The 18,931-nt window shown below is 74.0% G+C and carries 14 protein-coding genes, 1 tRNA gene and 1 pseudogene; 12 read left to right on the top strand and 4 right to left on the bottom strand.

Features of this window, described 5'->3' with window-relative positions; translation table 11 throughout:
• Positions 1-24: 24 nt before the first annotated feature.
• Entirely contained in the window at positions 25-306 is a 282-nt protein-coding gene (locus ACZ4NB_RS30415) for an HU family DNA-binding protein (RefSeq protein ID WP_006605312.1), read from the top strand.
• Positions 307-668: 362 nt separating this feature from the next.
• On the opposite strand, the gene murA is transcribed toward ACZ4NB_RS30415, so the two are convergent.
• The gene (murA, locus tag ACZ4NB_RS30420) at positions 669-2,015 is read right to left on the bottom strand and encodes a UDP-N-acetylglucosamine 1-carboxyvinyltransferase (RefSeq protein WP_467666262.1); all 1,347 of its coding nucleotides are present in this window, start codon (positions 2,013-2,015) and stop codon (positions 669-671) included.
• Between the two features lie 317 nt (positions 2,016-2,332).
• On the opposite strand from murA, the gene ACZ4NB_RS30425 reads away from it, so the two are divergent.
• The 3 genes from ACZ4NB_RS30425 (at position 2,333) to ACZ4NB_RS30435 (ending at position 4,230) form a co-directional block, all read left to right on the top strand.
• Complete coding sequence (locus tag ACZ4NB_RS30425) at positions 2,333-3,004, top strand: YqgE/AlgH family protein (protein ID WP_393499267.1); 672 nt, start codon at positions 2,333-2,335, stop codon at positions 3,002-3,004.
• A 177-nt stretch (positions 3,005-3,181) separates the two neighbouring features.
• Entirely contained in the window at positions 3,182-3,862 is a 681-nt protein-coding gene (locus ACZ4NB_RS30430) for a hypothetical protein (protein ID WP_467666263.1), read from the top strand.
• A 74-nt stretch (positions 3,863-3,936) separates the two neighbouring features.
• Positions 3,937-4,230 carry a DUF3039 domain-containing protein gene (locus ACZ4NB_RS30435; RefSeq protein WP_026169910.1) on the top strand — a complete coding sequence of 98 codons (294 nt, stop codon included), beginning with the start codon at positions 3,937-3,939 and terminating at the stop codon, positions 4,228-4,230.
• Between the two features lie 130 nt (positions 4,231-4,360).
• On the opposite strand, the gene ACZ4NB_RS30440 is transcribed toward ACZ4NB_RS30435, so the two are convergent.
• Entirely contained in the window at positions 4,361-4,555 is a 195-nt protein-coding gene (locus tag ACZ4NB_RS30440; protein ID WP_467666264.1) for a zinc ribbon domain-containing protein, read from the bottom strand.
• Between the two features lie 230 nt (positions 4,556-4,785).
• Here ACZ4NB_RS30440 and ACZ4NB_RS30445 point away from each other — a divergent pair.
• From ACZ4NB_RS30445 to ACZ4NB_RS30470, 6 genes and pseudogenes are all read left to right on the top strand, one after another.
• Positions 4,786-4,926, top strand: a pseudogene (locus tag ACZ4NB_RS30445) (carbohydrate ABC transporter permease); the annotation flags it as partial.
• A gap of 4 nt (positions 4,927-4,930) precedes the next feature.
• On the top strand, positions 4,931-6,583 hold the full coding sequence (locus ACZ4NB_RS30450; protein ID WP_467666265.1) for a beta-N-acetylhexosaminidase: 1,653 nt from the start codon (positions 4,931-4,933) through the stop codon (positions 6,581-6,583).
• Between the two features lie 262 nt (positions 6,584-6,845).
• A complete protein-coding gene (locus ACZ4NB_RS30455) occupies positions 6,846-7,742 on the top strand; it encodes an FAD binding domain-containing protein (RefSeq protein WP_467666266.1) in 897 nt (298 codons plus the stop codon).
• 73 nt (positions 7,743-7,815) lie between these two features.
• Positions 7,816-9,912 (top strand): 2Fe-2S iron-sulfur cluster-binding protein, encoded by a 2,097-nt coding sequence (locus ACZ4NB_RS30460; protein ID WP_467666267.1) that lies wholly within the window; start codon positions 7,816-7,818, stop codon positions 9,910-9,912.
• Positions 9,913-10,012: 100 nt separating this feature from the next.
• Positions 10,013-12,343 carry a xanthine dehydrogenase family protein molybdopterin-binding subunit gene (locus tag ACZ4NB_RS30465; RefSeq protein WP_467666268.1) on the top strand — a complete coding sequence of 777 codons (2,331 nt, stop codon included), beginning with the start codon at positions 10,013-10,015 and terminating at the stop codon, positions 12,341-12,343.
• A 33-nt stretch (positions 12,344-12,376) separates the two neighbouring features.
• On the top strand, positions 12,377-12,880 hold the full coding sequence (locus ACZ4NB_RS30470) for a pyridoxamine 5'-phosphate oxidase family protein (RefSeq protein ID WP_467666269.1): 504 nt from the start codon (positions 12,377-12,379) through the stop codon (positions 12,878-12,880).
• Positions 12,881-12,977: 97 nt separating this feature from the next.
• Here the strand turns inward: ACZ4NB_RS30470 and ACZ4NB_RS30475 are convergent.
• Positions 12,978-13,049: transfer RNA gene (locus ACZ4NB_RS30475), tRNA-Cys, on the bottom strand.
• A 128-nt stretch (positions 13,050-13,177) separates the two neighbouring features.
• Positions 13,178-14,797: a hypothetical protein gene (locus tag ACZ4NB_RS30480; RefSeq protein WP_467666270.1), complete on the bottom strand. Its 1,620-nt coding sequence runs from the start codon at positions 14,795-14,797 to the stop codon at positions 13,178-13,180.
• A 204-nt stretch (positions 14,798-15,001) separates the two neighbouring features.
• On the opposite strand from ACZ4NB_RS30480, the gene ACZ4NB_RS30485 reads away from it, so the two are divergent.
• Both ACZ4NB_RS30485 and ACZ4NB_RS30490 read left to right on the top strand, forming a co-directional pair.
• Positions 15,002-16,477: an MFS transporter gene (locus tag ACZ4NB_RS30485; protein WP_467666271.1), complete on the top strand. Its 1,476-nt coding sequence runs from the start codon at positions 15,002-15,004 to the stop codon at positions 16,475-16,477.
• Between the two features lie 655 nt (positions 16,478-17,132).
• Complete coding sequence (locus ACZ4NB_RS30490) at positions 17,133-18,929, top strand: DEAD/DEAH box helicase (RefSeq protein WP_467666272.1); 1,797 nt, start codon at positions 17,133-17,135, stop codon at positions 18,927-18,929.
• Positions 18,930-18,931: the final 2 nt, after the last annotated feature.

Consider the following 18,931-nt stretch of genomic DNA (forward strand, 5'->3'; position numbering starts at 1 on the left):
CAAGAAGAACACGGGAGTACAAACATGAACCGCAGTGAGCTGGTGGCCGCTCTGGCCGATCGCGCCGAGGTGACCCGCAAGGACGCCGACGCCGTTCTGGCCGCCCTCGCCGAGGTGACCGGCGAGGTTGTCGCCAAGGGCGACGAGAAGGTCACCATCCCCGGCTTCCTCACCTTCGAGCGCACCCACCGTGCCGCTCGCACCGCGCGCAACCCGCAGACCGGCGACCCGATCCAGATCCCGGCCGGCTACAGCGTGAAGGTCTCCGCGGGCTCCAAGCTCAAGGAAGCCGCCAAGGGCAAGTAAGGCCCTCCGCACGGCACAACAGGGCGGCCACCCCTTCCAGGGGTGGCCGCCCTTGTGCATACGCGGGGGCGGGTCGGTCCGCCGGGGAGGCGCCCCCCTCCGAGCCCGCCACGGCCGTCTGGGCGGCGCGGCCGGGCGCCGTGGAGGCGGCGGGCCACCAGGGGCGGCCGGGACCGCCGTGCGGCGCGCTGCGGCCCTCGCCGGGCAGGGCGCGCCGCGCGTGGCCGTCCGGCCCGTCGCACCCGCAACGCCGGACGTCCCCGGCGCCCGCCGCGAGACCGTCGGACGGCGTCCCGGGACGCGCGAGGGGCGGCCACCCGGCTCGGGTGACCGCCCCTCGTGCGGCGTCGGCCGGCGGGCCGCTAGCTGCGCAGCGCGCCGTTCGGCAGTTCCACCTTGGCGCCGAGCTCGACCAGCTTCTCCATGAAGTTCTCGTAGCCGCGGTTGATCAGGTCGATGCCGTGGACCCGGGAGGTGCCCTGGGCGGCCAGCGCCGCGATCAGGTACGAGAAGCCGCCGCGCAGGTCGGGGATGACCAGGTCGGCGCCCTGGAGCCGGGTCGGGCCGCTGACGACCGCGGAGTGCAGGAAGTTGCGCTGGCCGAAGCGGCAGGCGGAGCCGCCCAGGCACTCGCGGTAGAGCTGGATGTGCGCGCCCATCTGGTTGAGCGCGGAGGTGAAGCCGAGCCGGGACTCGTAGACCGTCTCGTGGACGATCGACAGCCCCGACGCCTGGGTCAGCGCGACCACCAGGGGCTGCTGCCAGTCGGTCTGGAAACCGGGGTGGACGTCGGTCTCCAGGGCGATGGCGTTGAGCGAGCCGCCCGGGTGCCAGAAGCGGATGCCCTCGTCGTCGATCTCGAAGGCGCCGCCGACCTTGCGGAAGGTGTTGAGGAAGGTCATCATCGACCGCTGCTGCGCGCCGCGGACGTAGATGTTGCCCTCGGTGGCCAGCGCCGCGGACGCCCAGGAGGCGGCCTCCAGGCGGTCGGGGAGGGCGCGGTGGGTGTAGCCGTTGAGCTTGTCGACACCGGTGATCCGGATGGTCCGGTCGGTGTCCATGGAGATGATCGCGCCCATCTTCTGCAGGACGCAGATCAGGTCCTCGATCTCCGGCTCCACGGCGGCGTTCGACAGCTCGGTGACGCCCTCGGCCAGAACGGCCGTCAGCAGCACCTGCTCGGTCGAGCCGACCGACGGGTAGGGCAGGCGGATCTTGCAGCCGCGCAGCCGCTGCGGGGCTTCGAGGTACTGCCCGTCGGCGCGCTTTTCGATCTTCGCGCCGAACTGGCGGAGCACGTCGAAGTGGAAGTCCACCGGGCGGCCGCCGATGTCGCAGCCGCCCAGGCCCGGGATGAAGGCATGGCCGAGGCGGTGCAGCAGCGGGCCGCAGAAGAGGATCGGGATCCGCGAGGAGCCGGCGTGCGCGTCGATGTCGGCGACGTTGGCGCTCTCCACGTGCGAGGGGTCGAGGACCAGCTCGCCGGGCTCGTCACCCGGGCGGACCGTGACGCCGTGCAGCTGCAGCAGCCCGCGCACCACGCGGACGTCCCGGATGTCGGGGACGTTGCGCAGGCGGCTGGGACCACTGCCGAGCAGGGCGGCGACCATGGCCTTGGGTACGAGGTTCTTCGCACCGCGAACCCGGATCTCGCCCTCCAGCGGGGTGCCGCCGTGGACAAGCAGTACGTCGTCAGTAGAGACGGTCATGGATCTCGCGTTCCTGGAGACGGGCAGGGCCAAGCAGAAATGGTAAGGGCGGCCGAGGGGGTGTCCGTAGGCCCGTGCAGGCTCTGAGCATGTAATGGCTTTGTCACAACACCCTCCGCTACGGTCCGCCTTTGATTCGTAATCGCCTTATGGGTGATGCGTTGTGGAATGTCTTGAATGTGAGTCCGGATGGCGCGCGGTGGCTGTCCGTGGGCAAACCCGTGCGCCCGGTGCTGCCGCCGTACGCCCTGCCCTGCTTTCGCACGGCCCGGGGCTTTCACTCCCCGCTTCTGCCCGAAGTGCGGGATCATGTGCCCATGACCGAGGTGTCCTCGCTCACAGGCCGGCTGCTCGTCGCGACGCCCGCGCTCGCCGATCCGAACTTCGACCGCGCGGTGGTGCTGCTCCTCGACCACGACGAGGAGGGCTCCCTCGGCGTGGTCCTCAACCGCCCCACGCCGGTCGGCGTCGCGGACATCCTCGCGCCCTGGGCCGCGCTGGCCGGTGAGCCGGGCGTGGTCTTCCAGGGCGGCCCGGTCTCGCTGGACTCGGCGCTCGGCGTGGCCGTGGTGCCCGGGAGCCTGTCCGGTGAGGGCGGCGCCGCGCCCGCGGACGGCGGCGCGCGCCCGGCCGGCGACGGCGAGGAGACGGCCGGTGTGCAGGCCGCGGACCGCACCGGCGTCCAGTCGGGTGACGAGCCGCTGGGCTGGCGCCGGGTGCACGGCGCGATCGGCCTGGTCGACCTGGAGGCGCCGCCCGAACTCCTCGCGGCGGTCCTCGGCAGCCTGCGGATCTTCGCCGGCTACGCGGGCTGGGGGCCGGGCCAGCTGGAGGACGAGCTGGTGGAGGGCGCCTGGTACGTGGTCGAGTCCGAGCCCGGCGATGTCTCCTCGCCCGACCCCGAGCAGCTGTGGCGCGCGGTGCTGCGGCGGCAGCGCAACGAGCTGGCGATGGTCGCGACGTATCCGGACGATCCGTCCCTGAACTGAAGCCCCGGTGCGCGGACGGGTGAACGGTCGCGCACGGGTCACATTTCGTTGAGCGCTGGATTATTGTGACGGCTTCGTCATGGGGAATTGTCAGTCCTCGTCGCTATGGTTCGAGATGGCAAGGGAGCGTGCGCGGCCGCGTCGGCGGGGCCGCGCTGGAGGACGGGGGAGAGCGCCATGCACAGGCCGAGTGTGCCCGAGGACCTGGACCGCCCGGAGCGGCTCTGGGCGCGCGCCGCGACGCTGGCGGTGGTGGCGGCCGCCATGGACGACGGGGACGAGTTCTCCTGGGGCGAGCAGGGGCTGCAGTGCTGGAACGGCGGCGGCAGCTACTGGTGGCGGCTGACGCCGTGCGCCGACGGCCGGGCGGTGCTGTGCGGCCAGGACGCGGACGGCAGCCATACCCACAGCGGGGGCCGGCAGCTCGACTTCCTGGCCGGCGGCCCCGCGTGGCTGCCCTGGAAGCGGTTGCGCGAGGACGCCGAGGGCAATCTCCTCGGGTTCGTCTACTGGTGGCAGGACGGCGCCTGGGCCCGCGCGCCGTATCCCGCGAAGCTGCCGGACGACGGCCTGGCGATGGCCATGAGCTGGGTCGCGCCGGGGGACACTGCGGTGGCGAAGATCGTGGAGGACCTCGTGGCGCTCACCGAGACCGAGCGGGACGCGGCGCCCGCGGTGCGCGCCTTCCTCGCCGCGGCCGAGGCCCGCACGGTCGGCGCGGCGGACATCGCGGCGCTGCTGGACGCGGTCTGCGACAAGGACTCCTGGTACGAGGTCCGGCCGGACGCCGCGCTGGCCTTCGCCGCGGAGCTGGGCCTGACGGCCGGCGACCGCGGCGGGGTCGCGGTGGCGTCGTAGGGCCGGTCCGCCGCTCCGCATGGCGGCGGGCCGACGCTCCCGGGTTGCCGCGGGCGTGAGTACCCTTGGCAGTTATGAGCACTCTTGAGCCCGAGCGCGGGGCAGGTACGGGGACCCTCGTAGAACCGACACCGCAGGTGTCGCACGGCGACGGCGACCACGAGCGCTTCGCCCACTATGTCCAGAAGGACAAGATCATGGCGAGTGCGCTCGACGGCACCCCCGTCGTGGCGCTGTGCGGCAAGGTCTGGGTCCCGGGTCGCGACCCGAAGAAGTACCCGGTCTGCCCCATGTGCAAGGAGATCTTCGAGTCCATGGGCGCCGGTGGCGACAAGGACAAGGGCGGCAAGGACGGCGGCAAGAAGTGACGTCCTCACCCACATGAACGTGGGTGATTCCCGTCTGCCTCTCCGTGGCAGACGTCGGGGCTTCGGGTGGGTTCGTGGTTCGGCGCCCGCTGCTCGGCCTGCCGGGTCTTACGCGGGCTCCGCAGGCGTTCTACCTCTCCGCTCTCCCGGCGGCGAGGAGCCTGCGTCCCTCAAGACGCAGGTTGTGCTCGGCATGTGAGTCCCGGTCGTGGACGGCTCCGCAGTCGCACCGCCAGGTACGCAGGTGGAGCTGTCCGCGGCCCTTCGGCCCGGTCAGGGCCCCGCACGCGGAGCAGCGCTGAGTGCTCGTTAACCAGCGGGACACCTGGGCCGATTGCTGGAGCCTTTCCGGCAGCGGGACAGTCTTCGCTGTGCCCGCTTGAGCTTGCGCTCGGCGCGGCGTAAGAACGTCGGAGATGTGATCACTTCAACGCCCCGTCCAGTGCACCCGACGTGAATCGAGTGCGGCAGCAGTGACACCGTCGGATACGTCCACGACGGCACACTGGGCGATCTCGGCCGGGAGTTCGTGGCCTGGAAGGGCGCCGGAGGCATCTGCTCGTCTTCTTCACGCCGGACGACGACCGGGGCGGGATCATGGCAGCATCGTCCGGGACGGCCACCCCCGTGCTGGTCTTCTTCGTACTCGTACAGCGCCGACTGGTAACGGGCACGGGCGGCGCGGTGAAGGACTGACGGTATGCCGGACACGGACACCCCCACCGGACCGGGCGGCGGCCTGGTCCCGGCCCCGCTGAGCATCGACGGCCCCGGCCGCGGCGCCGTCCGCCTCGGCGAGCGCACCGCACTGGCCGCCGCGCCCGGCACCGAGGACACCGCGCGGTGGCTGCGCGCCACCCTCGGCGCGGCCTTCGGCCTCCCGCTGCCGCCCGGCTCCGCCGAGGCGGCCGACACCCTCGCCCTCGCCGTCGACGGCGCCCTGCCGGCCGAGGGCTACCGCCTGGAGGCCGACGCCCGCTGGGGGGTACGGATCACCGGTGGCGGCCCGGCCGGCGTCTTCTGGGGCGCGCAGACGCTGCGTCAGCTCCTGGGCCCGCAGGCCTTCCGCCGGGCCCCGCTCACCCCGCGTGCGGCCGCCGCCCTGCCGCCGCAGACCATCGAGGACGCACCCCGCTTCGGCTGGCGCGGCATGCTGCTCGACGTCGCACGGCACTTCCTGCCCAAGGACGGGGTGCTGCGCTACCTCGACCTGCTCGCCGCCCACAAGCTCAACGTCCTGCATCTGCACCTGACCGACGACCAGGGCTGGCGCATCGAGATCCACCGCTACCCCGAGCTGACCGAGACCGGCGCCTGGCGCGAGCGCACCAAGCTCGGACACCGCGCCTCCCCCCTCTGGGACGAGCGCCCGCACGGCGGCTACTACACCCACGACGACATCCGCGAGATCGTCGCCTACGCCGCCCAGCGGCACATCACCGTCGTCCCCGAGATCGACGTGCCCGGACACTCGCAGGCCGCCATCGCCGCGTACCCCGAACTCGGCAACACCGACGCCGTCGACACCACCTCCCTGAAGGTCTGGGACACCTGGGGCGTCAACCCCAACGTACTGGCGCCCACCGACAACGTGCTGCGGTTCTACGAGCACGTCCTCGACGAGGTCCTCGACCTCTTCCCCTCGACCTTCGTGCACCTGGGCGGCGACGAGTGCCCCAAGGACCAGTGGCGGGCCTCCGCCACCGCCCAGGCCCGGATCGCCGAACTCTCCCTCGCCGGCGAGGACGAGCTGCAGAGCTGGTTCATGCGGCACTTCGACCGCTGGCTCGCCGACCGCGGCCGGCGGCTGATCGGCTGGGACGAGATCCTCGAAGGCGGCCTGGCCGAGGGTGCGGCCGTCTCCTCCTGGCGCGGCTACGCCGGCGGGATCGCCGCGGCGAAATCCGGCCACGACGTCGTCATGTGCCCCGAGCAGCAGGTGTATCTGGACCACCGTCAGCACCCCTCTCCCGACGAGCCGGTGCCGATCGGCTTCGTGCGCACCCTGGAGGACGTCTACCGCTTCGAGCCGGTGCCGCCCGAGCTGACGGGCGACCAGGCGGCGCACGTCCTGGGCACCCAGGCCAACGCCTGGACCGAGGTCATGGACACCCAGGCGCGCCTGGACTACCAGGTCTTCCCGCGGCTGGCCGGGTTCGCCGAGGTCGCCTGGTCGCATCTGCCGGCCCCGGCCGACCGCGACTACCAGGACTTCACCCGGCGGATGGCCGTCCACTACGCCCGCCTCGACGCCCTCGGCGTCGACTACCGCCCGCCCGGCGGCCCCCGCCCCTGGCACAAACGCCCCGGCGTGCTCGGACGCCCGATCGACGGGGCGCCCCCAAACGTGTGAGCCCCCGTCCGAGCGGGGCGCCCGTGCGGCCGGACCCTGGGACGGTGGGGTACGCCACGACGGACCCCGCGCCGCAGCCCCGCCCGGTCGTCGCGGCGGTGGACGAAACCGGACCAGCACCCCGTTCGGGGAGGGAACGCCGCTTGGTGGACCCTCGCGCCGAGGGCCCGGGAAGATGTGCCAGAGTTGCCACGTCCGGGCAGTGAGCACGTACCGTACGGCGGAGCGGAACTGCCGGGACACCGGGGAAGGGGCAGCTGGCTTGACCACGCACGCACCGCACGCGTCGCACACGGTGACGTTGCCGGCCTCGCTCGACGAGGCGGTGGCGGCGCTCACCGCCATGCCCGCCGCCGTGCCCGTCGCGGGCGGCACCGATCTCATGGCGGCGGTCAACGCCGGACTCCTCAGACCCGCGGGCCTGGTGGGCCTCGGCCGGATCAGCGAGATCCGCGGCTGGCAGTACCTGGACGGCCATGCGCTGCTCGGCGCCGGGCTGACCCTCGCCCGCATGGGGCGCCCCGACTTCGCCGCCCTGATCCCGGGCCTGGCCGCCGCCGCCCGCGCGGCCGGCCCGCCGCAGATCCGCAACGCCGGCACCCTCGGCGGCAACATCGTCAGCTCCGCCCCCACCGGCGACACCCTTCCGGTGCTCGCCGCCCTGGAGGCCACGCTGGTCATCGCCGGCCCCGGGGGCGGCCGTCGCGAGATCCCGGTCAGCCACCTCCTGGCCGGCCGGGAGATGCTGCAGCCCGGCGAACTCGTCGGCTTCGTACGGGTGCCGCTGCTGCACGCCCCGCAGGCATTCCTCAAGGCCACCGCGCGCACCGGCCCCGGCCGCGCCACCGCCTCGGTCGCGCTGGTCCTGGACCCCGCCAGGCGCGGGGTGCGCTGCGCGGTCGGCGCGGTCGCCGCCATGCCGCTGCGCCCCCTGGAGGCCGAGCAGTGGGTGGCCTCGATCATCGACTGGGACGGCGAACGGGGTCTGGTCCCCGAGGCGCTGACCGCCTTCGGCGACTACGTGGCCGCCGCCTGCATCCCGGACCCGGCACCGCCGGAGGACGGCTCGGAACCGGCCGCCCTGCCGCCGGCCGCGCTGCACCTGCGCCGTACGGTGGCAGCCCTGGCCCGCCGCGCACTGGGGAGGGCGCTGTCGTGAGTGAGTGCACCGAGCGAACCATCAGCGGGTGCGCCCCGCGTGCGCGCAAGGCCGAGCGAAGCGAGGTGTCGGCATGAGCGAGGCAGACCACCGCAACCCGCAGCAGCCGCACCCCGACCAGGGCTGGCAGCCGCTGCCGCAGGGCGGCGAGTACGAGTCGGAGGCGACGGCCTTCGTGCAGCTCCCGGAGGGCTTCACCACCGGGATCTACGGCCGCCGCACGCCCGGCTACACCCCGGGCGCCGACCCGCTCGCCGCGCCCGGCCACGGCTACACCCCGCCGGCCTCCTTCACCTCGCACCCCACCGCGCCGCAGGCCCCGGGGGCGGACGCCGACCCGGCGGCCACCGGCCAGTGGACGATGCCGTTCGCGGACCCCGCGGCCGGCTACGCCGACCCGTCCGCCGGGTACGCCGCCCAGATGGACACCGCGGCCCACCAGGGCGAGCCCGCGGCCTACCAGGGCGGCGCGCCCGAGGCGGCCCAGCCGTGGAGCGGCGAGCCGGTGGACTGGCCGGTGGCGGGCAGCCCGGAGGCGGGCGGTACGGGCAGCTGGTCGGTACCGGCGGCGGCCGACGACGGCCTGGAGGAGTCCGGCGAGTACCTGGTCGGCGACGGCGGCCTGACGGGCCGTACGGGAGTCACGGGCGGCCATCCGGAACATCCGGGGTATCAGGGGCATGCGGGCCATCAGGGACTTACCGGTCCCGGCGGCGCCGCCGGCCATCAGGACGGCGGCTACCCGGGCGCCGGCGCGTACGACGCCGTGGACCCCGCCGAGGCCGCACGGACGGGCCACTGGAACTTCACCACCGGGCTGAGCGCCACCAACGGGGCCCAGACGCACGCCACACCGGCGCAGGAGGCCCCGCAGGGCGGGGGGGCGCCCGAGCGGTTCGACGGCCCCGCCGGCGACCCGTACGCGCGCGATGGCGCCCTCGCGGACCACGACCGCGCGATGCCGGGCCACGGCACCGAGCCGACCGGCGCACCGGCCGGCGACGCCGACCCGTACGGCACGGACGCGGGCGCCCCCGCCACCGGGCACTGGTCGCTGCCCGCCGACGCGCTGGCCCAGTGGCCGCCGGCCGCCGACGCCGCACCGCGGCACGAGGCGGCGGACCGGCACGACGCGGCGGCGGACGTGCCCGCCCCGGCCGGTGCCGGCGGATGGGACGCCCCGGAGGCCGAGGCCGAACGGCCGGAGCGGACCGGCGAGTTCGCGCCGGGCGACGGCGCCGCCGAGCCCGCGGGGTCGGCTGCCGCGGCGTCCGCCGACCCCGCGGCCTCCGGCGCGCCCGACGAACCCGCCGGCCACGACGGGCCCGCGGAGCCCGGCGACCCCGCCGCCACGGCGGCCCCCGCCGGCGACACCGCGCCGTCCGGCACCGCGCCGTCCGGCACCCCCGCCGACGAGGGCGCGGCCCCCGCCGGCGGCACCGGCCCCGCGGACACCGAGGCCCCCGCCGGCGCGCCCGACGCCGCCGCGGACCACGACCCCGCGGCGGCCGCCGACGCCCACGACGAGCACCCCGCCGCCTCCTACGTCCTGCGGGTGAACGGCATCGACCGGCCGGTCACCGACGCCTGGATCGGCGAGTCGCTGCTCTACGTGCTGCGCGAGCGCCTCGGCCTGGCCGGCGCCAAGGACGGCTGCTCCCAGGGGGAGTGCGGCGCCTGCTCCGTCCAGGTGGACGGGCGGCTGGTCGCGTCCTGCCTGGTGCCCGCGGCGACCACCGCGGGCAGCGAGGTCCGCACGGTCGAGGGCCTCGCCCAGAACGGCGTGCCCTCCGACGTCCAGCGCGCGCTGGCCGCCTCCGGTGCGGTGCAGTGCGGCTTCTGCGTACCGGGCATGGCGATGACCGTGCACGACCTGCTGGAGGGCAACCACGCCCCCAGCGAGCTGGAGACCCGTAAGGCGCTGTGCGGCAACCTGTGCCGCTGCTCCGGCTACCGGGGTGTGCTGGACGCCGTCGAGGAGGTCGTCAAGGCGCGTGCGGAGGCCGCGGAGGCCGCCTACGCCCGGGAGGACGACGCCTCGGACGGTCCGGACGGCGCGGCCGAGGCGGTGCCGGCGGACACCGCCCGTATTCCCCACCAGGCGGGCCCCGCCGACCCCATGGGCCACGCCCCGCACCACCAGGATCCGCAAACGGGAGGCTCCGCATGAGCGAGCGCGGCGTGGGGGTCCCCCCGGCCGAGGACGGGGGGATCGTCATCACCAGGTGCGCGGCGCGCGAGTGCGCGGCCGAGCGAAGCGAGGTTGTGGCATGAGCGGCACGTCCGATGGCGCAGGTGCCGTCACCGCGACCCCCGCGGCGGGCGTCCAGATCCCCGTCGAACCGTCGCCGCACGGCCTGGGCGTCTCCCTGCCGCCCGCCGACGCGCCGGCGAAGACCGAGGGCACCTTCCCGTACGCCGCCGACCTGTGGGCCGAGGGGCTGCTGTGGGCTGCGGTGCTGCGCTCACCGCACCCACGCGCCCGGATCCTGTCCATCGACACCGCGCCCGCGGCGCAGATGCCGGGCGTGCGCGTCGTCGTCACGCACGAGGACGTCCCCGGGGACGCGGGCCACGGCCGGGGCACCGCCGACCGCCCGGTCTTCGCCAAGGACGAGGTCCGCCATCATGGCGAGCCGATCGCCGCGGTGGCCGCCGACCACCCCGACACGGCCCGGCTGGCCGCCGCCGCCATCGCCGTCGAGTACGAGATCCAAGAGGCCGTCACCGACCCCCAGCTCGCCTTCGAGGCCGAGCCGCTGCACCCCGACGGCAACCTGATCCGGCATATCCCGCTCCGCTTCGGCGACGCCGACGCCGTGGGCGAGGTGATGGTCGAGGGGCTCTACCGGATCGGCCGCCAGGACCCCGCGCCCATCGGGGCCGAGGCCGGTCTCGCGGTGCCGCGCCCCGACGGCGGCGTGGAGATCTACACCGCCTCCACCGACCCGCACACCGACCGCGATCTGGCCGCCGCCTCCTTCGGCCTGGAACCGGAGCAGGTCAAGGTCGTGGTGACCGGCGTGCCCGGCGCCACCGCCGACCGCGAGGACCCCGGCATCCAGCTCCCGCTCGGCCTGCTGGCGCTGCGCACGGGCTGCCCCGTCAAGCTCGCCGCCACCCGCGAGGAGTCCTTCCTCGCGCACGCCCACCGCCACCCCACGCTGCTGCGCTACCGCCACCACGCGGACGGCGAGGGCAAGCTGGTCAAGGTGGAGGCGCAGATCCTGATGGACGCCGGCGCCTACGCCGACACCTCCGCCGACGCGCTCGCCGCCGCGGTGTCCTTCTCCTGCGGCCCGTACGTCGTCCCGCACGCCGTCGTCGACGGCTGGGCGGTGCGCACCAACAACCCGCCCTCCGGCCACGTACGCGGCGAGGGCGCCATGCAGGTCTGCGCCGCCTACGAGGGCCAGATGGACAAGCTGGCCGCCCGCCTGGGCCTGGAGCCCGACGAGATCCGGCGCCGCAACGTCATGGCCACCGGCGACCTGCTCCCCACGGGGCAGACGGTCACCTGCCCCGCCCCCGTCGCCGAACTCCTGCGCGCCGTGAAGGAGGCACCGCTTCCCGAACTGCCCAAGGACGCCCCCGAGGCGGAGTGGCTGCTGCCGGGCGGCCCCGAGGGCGCCGGCGAGCCGGGCGCGGTGCGCCGCGGCGTCGGCTACGCGCTGGGCATGGTGCACATGCTCGGCGCGGAGGGCACCGACGAGGTCTCCACCGCCACCGTCAAGGTCAGCGGCTCGGTCGCCACCGTCATCTGCGCCGCCGTCGAGACCGGTTCGGGCTTCTCCACGCTCGCGCGGCAGATCGTCCAGGAGACCCTCGGCGTCGAGGAGGTGCACGTCGCCGGCGTCGACACCGACCAGCCGCCGGCCGGCCCGGCCTGCCACGGCCGGCACACCTGGGTCTCCGGCGGCGCCGTCGAGCGCGCCGCGAAGATGGTCCGCACCCAGCTCCTCCAGCCGCTGGCCCACAAGTTCGGCATGTCCACCGAACTCCTCCAGATCAACGACGGCAAGATCACCTCGTACGACGGCGTGCTCAGCACCACCGTCGCCGAGGCCCTGGACGGCAAGGAGCTGTGGGCCACCGCCCAGTGCCGCCCGCACCCCACCGAGCCGCTGGACGACGAGGGCCAGGGCGACGCCTTCGTCGGCCTCGCCTTCTGCGCCATCCGCTGCGTCGCCGACGTCGACATCGAGCTGGGCACCGTCCGGGTCGTGGAGATGTCCGTCGCCCAGGACGTCGGCCGGGTGCTCAACCCGCGCCAGCTGCGGGCCCGCATCGAGGCCGGCGTCACCCAGGGCCTGGGCGCCGCCCTGATGGAGAACCTCCGCACCACCCGCGGCCAGGTCCGCCACCCCGACCTGACCGGCTACGCCCTGCCGACCGCCCTGGACGCCCCCGACATCCGCATCGTCGAACTCGTCGAGGACCGCGACGTCGTCGCCCCCTTCGGCGCCAAGCCCGCCAGCGCCGTCCCGGTCGTCACCTCCCCGGCCGCCGTGGCCTCCGCCGTCCGCGCCGCCACCGGCCGCCCCATCGGCCGCCTGCCGATCCGCCCCCAGGCGGCGGTGGCCCAGGTGGTGCGGCAGTAGGGCCGCGGTCCCACCCTCTGGCAGCCTGGTGCCATGGATGAGAGCCCGGAAGACCTCGCCCGGTTACAGCGCCTGCTGGACGACTCGTACGCCGCAGCCGGCCCGCACCTGCGCTCCGTCGTCACCGAGGAGCGCCGCCTCGACGCCGCGGGGGTGGTCGCCGAGATGGGCGCCATGCGCGTGATGGCGCTGGCCACCACGACGGCCCGGGGCGAGCCCCGGGTGGCTCCGGTCGACGGGCTGTTCTACCGGGGCCGCTTTCACTTCGGCTCGGGAGCCGATGCGCTCCGCTTCCGGCACCTCCGCGCCCGCCCCGCCGTCTCCGCCTCGGTCATCGACGGCGAACGGCTGCAGATCACGGTGCACGGCCGGGCCCGGGAGGTGTCCCCGGTGAACGACCAGGCGCTGACGTCGTTCCTGACCGGGGTTTACGGGCGCGAGGCATGGGACGCCTGGATGAGCACCCTGCCGTGGGCCCGCATCGACCCCGACCGGATGATTGCCTTCCGCAATCCCCGGCCCGGCGAAGGAAGATGAGGGGACGTCAGGGAAGGCCGGGCCTGCCCAGCACCGGAAGGCGGTCCCCGCGGATGCCGGGACCGCCTCCAGATGCGGACTCGCGTCCTGCGCATCGAGGCCGTGGCGGGATTCGAACCCACGTAACTCGCTTTGCAGGCGAGCCCCTGAACCACTCGGGCACACGGCCGGGTTGGTGTGCTGTCCCGACTGTAGGCCGCGGGGTGGGGGAGGGGGCAAGGGTGCGGGGCGGGCTGCCATGGAGTCGCAATGCGGGGCAATGTGGGGTTCATGAAGCCCCGTGGGGCGGCCCGTCGGTCAGGGGCGCGGCCGGGTGTCCCGTACGGCGACCAGGCCGTTGAAGACGCCGATGTAGGCCGTGCCGTCCGGGCCGAGGGTGATCGGGGCCCAGTTGTTGTCGTAGAGCGGGCCGGTGCCGGTCAGGCGCTTGAAGCGGGTGTGGCCGGTGCGGAAGTCGACGGCGGTCAGGTACCAGGCGTCGATGCCCAGGGGGTTGGGGTCTTTTGTGTAGGAGTAGAGGAGGCCGTTGGCGGTGGAGAGTTTGGCGACGGTGGAGGGGGAGCGCTCCTTGCTCTCCCAGACGGTGTCGCAGCCGCTGCCGTCCGGCCGGATGTCGACCCTGGTGACGCCTCCGACGACGGACTTCCCCAGGAGCAGCGAGGTGACGTTCTCGTAGCCGTAGTTGTTCTCGACGACGAGGCTGTTGCCGTAGCCGATGAGGGAGTTGTCGGTGGTGGAGGCGCCGGAGGTGAAGACCGGGACCTGGCAGACCAGGCGGCCGGCGCCCGGTCCGGTGCGGCGGTAGACCAGCACGTTCATCCGGTCGTCGGCGTTGTCGGTGATCGCCACGTAGGGGTGGGCGGCGTCGCCGAGCAGGGTGGGCGTGGTGCCGGAACCCTGGTTGACGGAGCCCGGTTTGCCGCCCGTACCGCGGTCGTAGGTCCGCCGCCACTGGATCCGCGGGGTGCCCGAGGAGTCCGCGCGCACGCTGTACAGGGCGTGGTCGGAGACGAGCCAGACGCCGTCCTCGGCCGCCGAGAAGCTGTTCTGGATCTCCTCGCCGGGCAGCCGGACGGTGCGGATCGCGCCGCCTTCCGGGGCGATGGTGCCGATCCGCCCCTTACGGGTCACCCACCAGATCCGGCCGTCCCAGTCGGGCTGGACCGAGGTGACCGGATCGCACTCCCCGCGCGGGTGGAGGTGGGTCCAGCCGACGCAGTCGTGCGGGACGTAGGGGGTCAGGTCCCAGTCGCGGTCGACGGTGAAGCGCCAGCGGCCGTCGGCGGACCGGTCGTGCGAGAGCCGCAGGACGTGCTGGCGGGAGTCGGCCAGCACGACGCGGTCCTTGTCGTCGAGGTAGAAGTACGCGCCGCCCGAGGTGTCCTTGAAGATCCTGGAGAAGTCCAGGCGGGTGACGGCCTCGACGGTGGAGGGGCGCTGCGGCAGCCGGTACTCGGCGAGCGTGTCCAGGCTCGCCGGGTCCAGGAGCTTGAGCCGGAAGCCCTGGAAGGTGCCGCAGACCGTCAGTATCCGGCCACCGGAGTCGAAGGTGACCGTCGCGCACTCGCCGCCGAGCGCCGCCATCCGCGCGCTGCTGACGGCCGGGTGCGCGCCGAGCGGCCCGGGGAACGGGTGGGTGTCGCTGCTGGCACCGTCCCCGTGCATACCGGCCCGCCCGTTGGGCGCCAGATACGGGTGCTGCGGCGGCGCCTGGTCGGCGGGCAGCGGGGCGGCGGTGGCCGGGGCGCCCTCGTACCGCGGGACCAGCCGGTGACCCGGGGCGGGCGGTATCGGTGCCGCCTGCGCGGCCGGGGCGAGCGCCACCGAAGCCGGCAGCGCGAGTACCAGGGCCGCCAGCGCGGTGGCCGCGCGGGCTCTCGATCCGCCCCGGTCGGGCCCAAAGAGCCTGTGTCGCATGGGAGTTCCTCATCCATCCGTCGGCAACGGCGGCCGAGGCTAAGGCGGCGGGGCACAGGAGTCCATGGCTTCCGGGGCACCGCCACGGAGTGTTCATACGGCCGAACGGCCGGCATCGGGAACGGGCGGCGTAGGACCGACGACCGACCCGATCCCCGTCTCCCGACAGGGGCGCACCCGCCCTACGGCCCTTACGCTGGCCCGATGACCGCTGACCGCCCCGCCCTGACCGCGCCCTCCGGCAAGGCAACCGCCGACGGCACCGCCGACAGCACCGACGGTGTCCTCGGCCGCACCCACCGCGCCCTCACCCTGGGCATCGTCTCCGTCGTCTCCCTCGTCGCCTTCGAGGCCAGCGCCGTGAACACCGCGATGCCCGTCGCCGCCCACGCCCTGGACGGCATCGGCCGCTACGCCTTCGCCTTCTCCGCCTTCTTCACCGCGAGCCTGTTCGCGATGGCGCTCTCGGGCGAGTGGAGCGACCGGCGCGGGCCGCTCGCGCCGCTGTTCACCGGGATCGCCGCGTTCGGGGCGGGGCTGCTGGTCGCCGGCGGCGCGCAGAGCATGGGGATGTTCATCGCGGGCCGCGGGGTGCAGGGCATCGGCGGCGGGCTGGTGGTGGTCTCGCTGTACGTCGTCGTCGGCCGCGCCTACCCCGAGCGGCTGCGCCCGTCGATCATGGCGTCGTTCTCGGCGGCCTGGGTGGTACCGGTGATCGTCGGCCCGCTGCTCGCCGGGACCGTCACCGAACAGCTCGGCTGGCGCTGGGTCTTCCTCGCCATCCCCGCGCTGATACTGCTGCCGCTCGCGGTGATGCTGCCGGCGCTGCGCAAGCTGCCGCGTACCGAGCCGGGTCCGCGCGGCGGGGTGCGGCACGTTCTGACCGACCGGCGCTGCCGGCTCGCGCTGGCCGTCGCGGTGGGCGCGAGCCTGCTGCAGTACGCGGGCCAGCATCCGGCCTGGTCCGCCCTGCCGCTCGCCCTCGCCGGGCTGGCCCTGCTGGTGCCGGCCATCGTGCGGCTGCTGCCCCGCGGCACGTTCCGGGCGGCGCGCGGCCTGCCGACCGTCGTGCTGATGCGCGGTCTGGCGGCCGGTGCGCTGGTCGCCGCCGAGAGCTTCATCCCGCTGCTGCTGGTCACCCAGCGCGGCCTGTCCGCGACGCTCGCCGGGCTCTCCCTCACCGGCGGCGGACTGACCTGGGCGCTCGGCTCGTACGTCCAGAGCCGCCGGCGCCTCGAACCGCACCGGGAGCGCCTGATGGGCCTGGGGATGCTGCTCCTGGCGGCGGCGATCGCGGTGGTGCCGCTGGTCCTGCTCGACGGGGTCCCGGTCTGGATCGTCGCGGCGGCCTGGACGGTCGGCGGCTTCGGCATGGGCCTGAACATCTCCAGCGGCGGCGTGCTGCTGCTCAAGCTGTCCCGCCCGGAGGAGGCCGGCAGCAACTCCGCCTCCCTGCAGATGTCGGACGCGCTGGGCAATGTGACCTTCGTCGGCATCAGCGGCGTCCTCTTCGTCGCCTTCGGCGGCGGGATGGCTGCGCAGGCCCCCGCGACGACTGCCTCCGCCGGCTCGGCCGCCCATCCGGCGGCCTTCGCGGCGGTGTTCGCGGCGATGGCCGTCGTCGCGGCGGCGGGGGCGGGGGTGTCGGTCCGTCTGAGGCGTTCCGCTGCGCTTGGCTGATGTCCCACGTTGTCGGCTGTCCCGCCGTGGTGGTTTGTCGCCGTTGCTCCCCCACTGCCTAAAGGGCGTGGGAGGTACCCCCAGCGGCGGGCGGGGTCCGCTGCGCGGGGCTTTCGGGTGCCGGTGACGGGCCTGCGGGGCAGGGGTGTGGGACTGCTGCGCTTTACGTCCCACACCCCTGCCCCTCCGGCCCGTCCCCTCCCGTGGGTGGGTGGGGTGGGTGGGTTGCGGTCGTCGTTGATGCTGCCGGACTCTCGCCGTCGTGGCTGGTCACCGTTGCGGCAGGGGGTAGGGGGCAGGGGGAGTGGGAGGGACTCGGTCGGTGACGGGCACTGGACCACATGGGGACGCTCCCACCGGCCTTCTTCCTTCCCACTCACGGGAGGGGGCGGGTCTGCGGGGTTGGGTGTTCGGACGTAAAGCGCAGCAGTCCGAACACCCAACCCCGCAGGCCCGTCACCGGCGGCCGAACAGCCCCGCGCAGCGGCCCCGCCCGCCGCAGGCGAACCACCGCAACCCGCACGGCGGGCCAGCCGACAACGTGGGCCGCGGCACAGCGCAGCGCACGGCGGGCCACCCGAACACGTGGGAAGCCGGCCAAGCGCAGCGGATAGGCTTGCGCGGTTGCCGACCGCCGACCCAGCCGACGGAGACCGTGACTACCACCACCAGCGCCACCAACAGCCATCACCTGTCCCCGGCCTTTCCCGGCCGGGCCCCTTGGGGTACCGCGAACAAGCTGCGTGCCTGGCAGCAGGCGGCCATGGACCGCTACATCCAGAGCCAGCCGAGAGACTTCCTCGCCGTGGCGACGCCCGGGGCCGGCAAGACGACCTTCGCGCTCACCCTCGCCTCGTGGCTGCTGCACCACCACGTCGTGCAGCAGGTCACGGTCGTCGCGCCGACGGAGCACCTGAAGAAGCAGTGGGCGGAGGCGGCGGCCCGGGTGGGCATCAAGCTCGACCCGGAGTACAGCGCCGGGCCGCTGGGCCGCGAGTACCACGGCGTCGCGGTGACCTACGCGGGTGTGGGCGTACGGCCCATGCTGCACCGCAACCGGATCGAGCAGCGCAAGACGCTGGTGATCCTCGACGAGATCCACCACGCCGGCGACTCGAAGTCCTGGGGCGAGGCGTGCCTGGAGGCGTTCGAGCCGGCCACCCGGCGGCTCGCGCTGACCGGTACGCCCTTCCGGTCGGACACCAACCCGATCCCGTTCGTGACGTACGAGGAGGGCAACGACGGCATCCGGCGGTCGGCCGCCGACTACACCTACGGCTACGGCAACGCGCTGGGCGACGGCGTGGTCCGGCCGGTCATCTTCCTCTCCTACAGCGGCAACATGCGCTGGCGGACCAAGGCCGGCGACGAGATAGCGGCGCGGCTCGGCGAGCCGATGACCAAGGATGCGGTCTCGCAGGCATGGCGGACGGCGCTGGATCCGCGCGGCGACTGGATGCCGAACGTGCTGCGGGCCGCCGACCAGCGGCTGACCGAGGTCCGCAAGTCCATCCCGGACGCCGGCGCGCTGGTCATCGCCTCCGACCAGGAGCAGGCGCGGGCGTACGCCAAGCTGATCCGGGAGATCACCGGGCAGGGCGCCACCCTCGTGCTGTCCGACGACTCCGGTGCCTCGCAGCGCATCGACGACTTCTCGCACTCGCAGGACCGCTGGATGGTGGCGGTGCGGATGGTGTCGGAGGGCGTCGACGTGCCGCGCCTGGCGGTCGGGGTGTACGCCACCACCATCTCCACGCCGCTGTTCTTCGCGCAGGCCGTGGGGCGCTTCGTCCGCTCCCGCAAGCGCGGTGAGACGGCCTCCGTCTTCCTTCCCACCGTTCCGACGCTGCTCGGCTTCGCCAACGAGATGGAGGTCGAGCGCGATCACGTGCTCGACAAGCCGAAGAAGGACGGCGAGGAGGACCCGTACGCCGAATCCGAGAAGGAGATGGAGGAGGCGAACAAGGAGCAGGACGAGGACACCGGGGAGCAGGAGCAGTTCTCGTTCGAGGCGCTGGAGTCCGAGGCGGTCTTCGACCGGGTCCTCTACGACGGCGCAGAGTTCGGTATGCAGGCCCATGCGGGCAGCGAGGAGGAGCAGGACTACCTCGGCATCCCCGGGCTGCTGGAGCCCGACCAGGTGCAGATGCTGCTGCAGAAGCGGCAGGCCCGGCAGATTGCCCACAGCCGGAAGAAGCCGGACGCGGAGGCGGATCTGCTGGAGATCCCGGCCGAGCGGCGCCCGGTGGTCACGCACAAGGAGCTGCTGGAGCTGCGGAAGCAGCTGAACACGCTGGTGGGGGCGTATGTCCACCAGAGCGGCAAACCGCACGGCGTGATCCACACCGAGCTGCGCCGGGTGTGCGGCGGACCGCCGAGCGCGGAGGCCACCGCCGGGCAGCTGAGCGAGCGGATCAAGAAGGTCCGGGAGTGGGCGACGCGGATGCGCTGAGC

The sequence above is a fragment of the Streptomyces sp. NPDC026575 genome (genome assembly GCF_055567415.1).

Coding starts and splice junctions, on each gene's coding strand:
- ACZ4NB_RS30450 (WP_467666265.1), top strand. CDS start 4,931: ATGCCGGACACGGACACCCCCACCGGACCGGGCGGCGGCCTGGTCCCG.
- ACZ4NB_RS30485 (WP_467666271.1), top strand. CDS start 15,002: ATGACCGCTGACCGCCCCGCCCTGACCGCGCCCTCCGGCAAGGCAACC.
- ACZ4NB_RS30465 (WP_467666268.1), top strand. CDS start 10,013: ATGAGCGGCACGTCCGATGGCGCAGGTGCCGTCACCGCGACCCCCGCG.
- ACZ4NB_RS30480 (WP_467666270.1), bottom strand. CDS start 14,797: ATGCGACACAGGCTCTTTGGGCCCGACCGGGGCGGATCGAGAGCCCGC.
- ACZ4NB_RS30470 (WP_467666269.1), top strand. CDS start 12,377: ATGGATGAGAGCCCGGAAGACCTCGCCCGGTTACAGCGCCTGCTGGAC.
- ACZ4NB_RS30415 (WP_006605312.1), top strand. CDS start 25: ATGAACCGCAGTGAGCTGGTGGCCGCTCTGGCCGATCGCGCCGAGGTG.
- ACZ4NB_RS30460 (WP_467666267.1), top strand. CDS start 7,816: ATGAGCGAGGCAGACCACCGCAACCCGCAGCAGCCGCACCCCGACCAG.
- murA (WP_467666262.1), bottom strand. CDS start 2,015: ATGACCGTCTCTACTGACGACGTACTGCTTGTCCACGGCGGCACCCCG.
- ACZ4NB_RS30430 (WP_467666263.1), top strand. CDS start 3,182: ATGCACAGGCCGAGTGTGCCCGAGGACCTGGACCGCCCGGAGCGGCTC.
- ACZ4NB_RS30425 (WP_393499267.1), top strand. CDS start 2,333: ATGACCGAGGTGTCCTCGCTCACAGGCCGGCTGCTCGTCGCGACGCCC.
- ACZ4NB_RS30435 (WP_026169910.1), top strand. CDS start 3,937: ATGAGCACTCTTGAGCCCGAGCGCGGGGCAGGTACGGGGACCCTCGTA.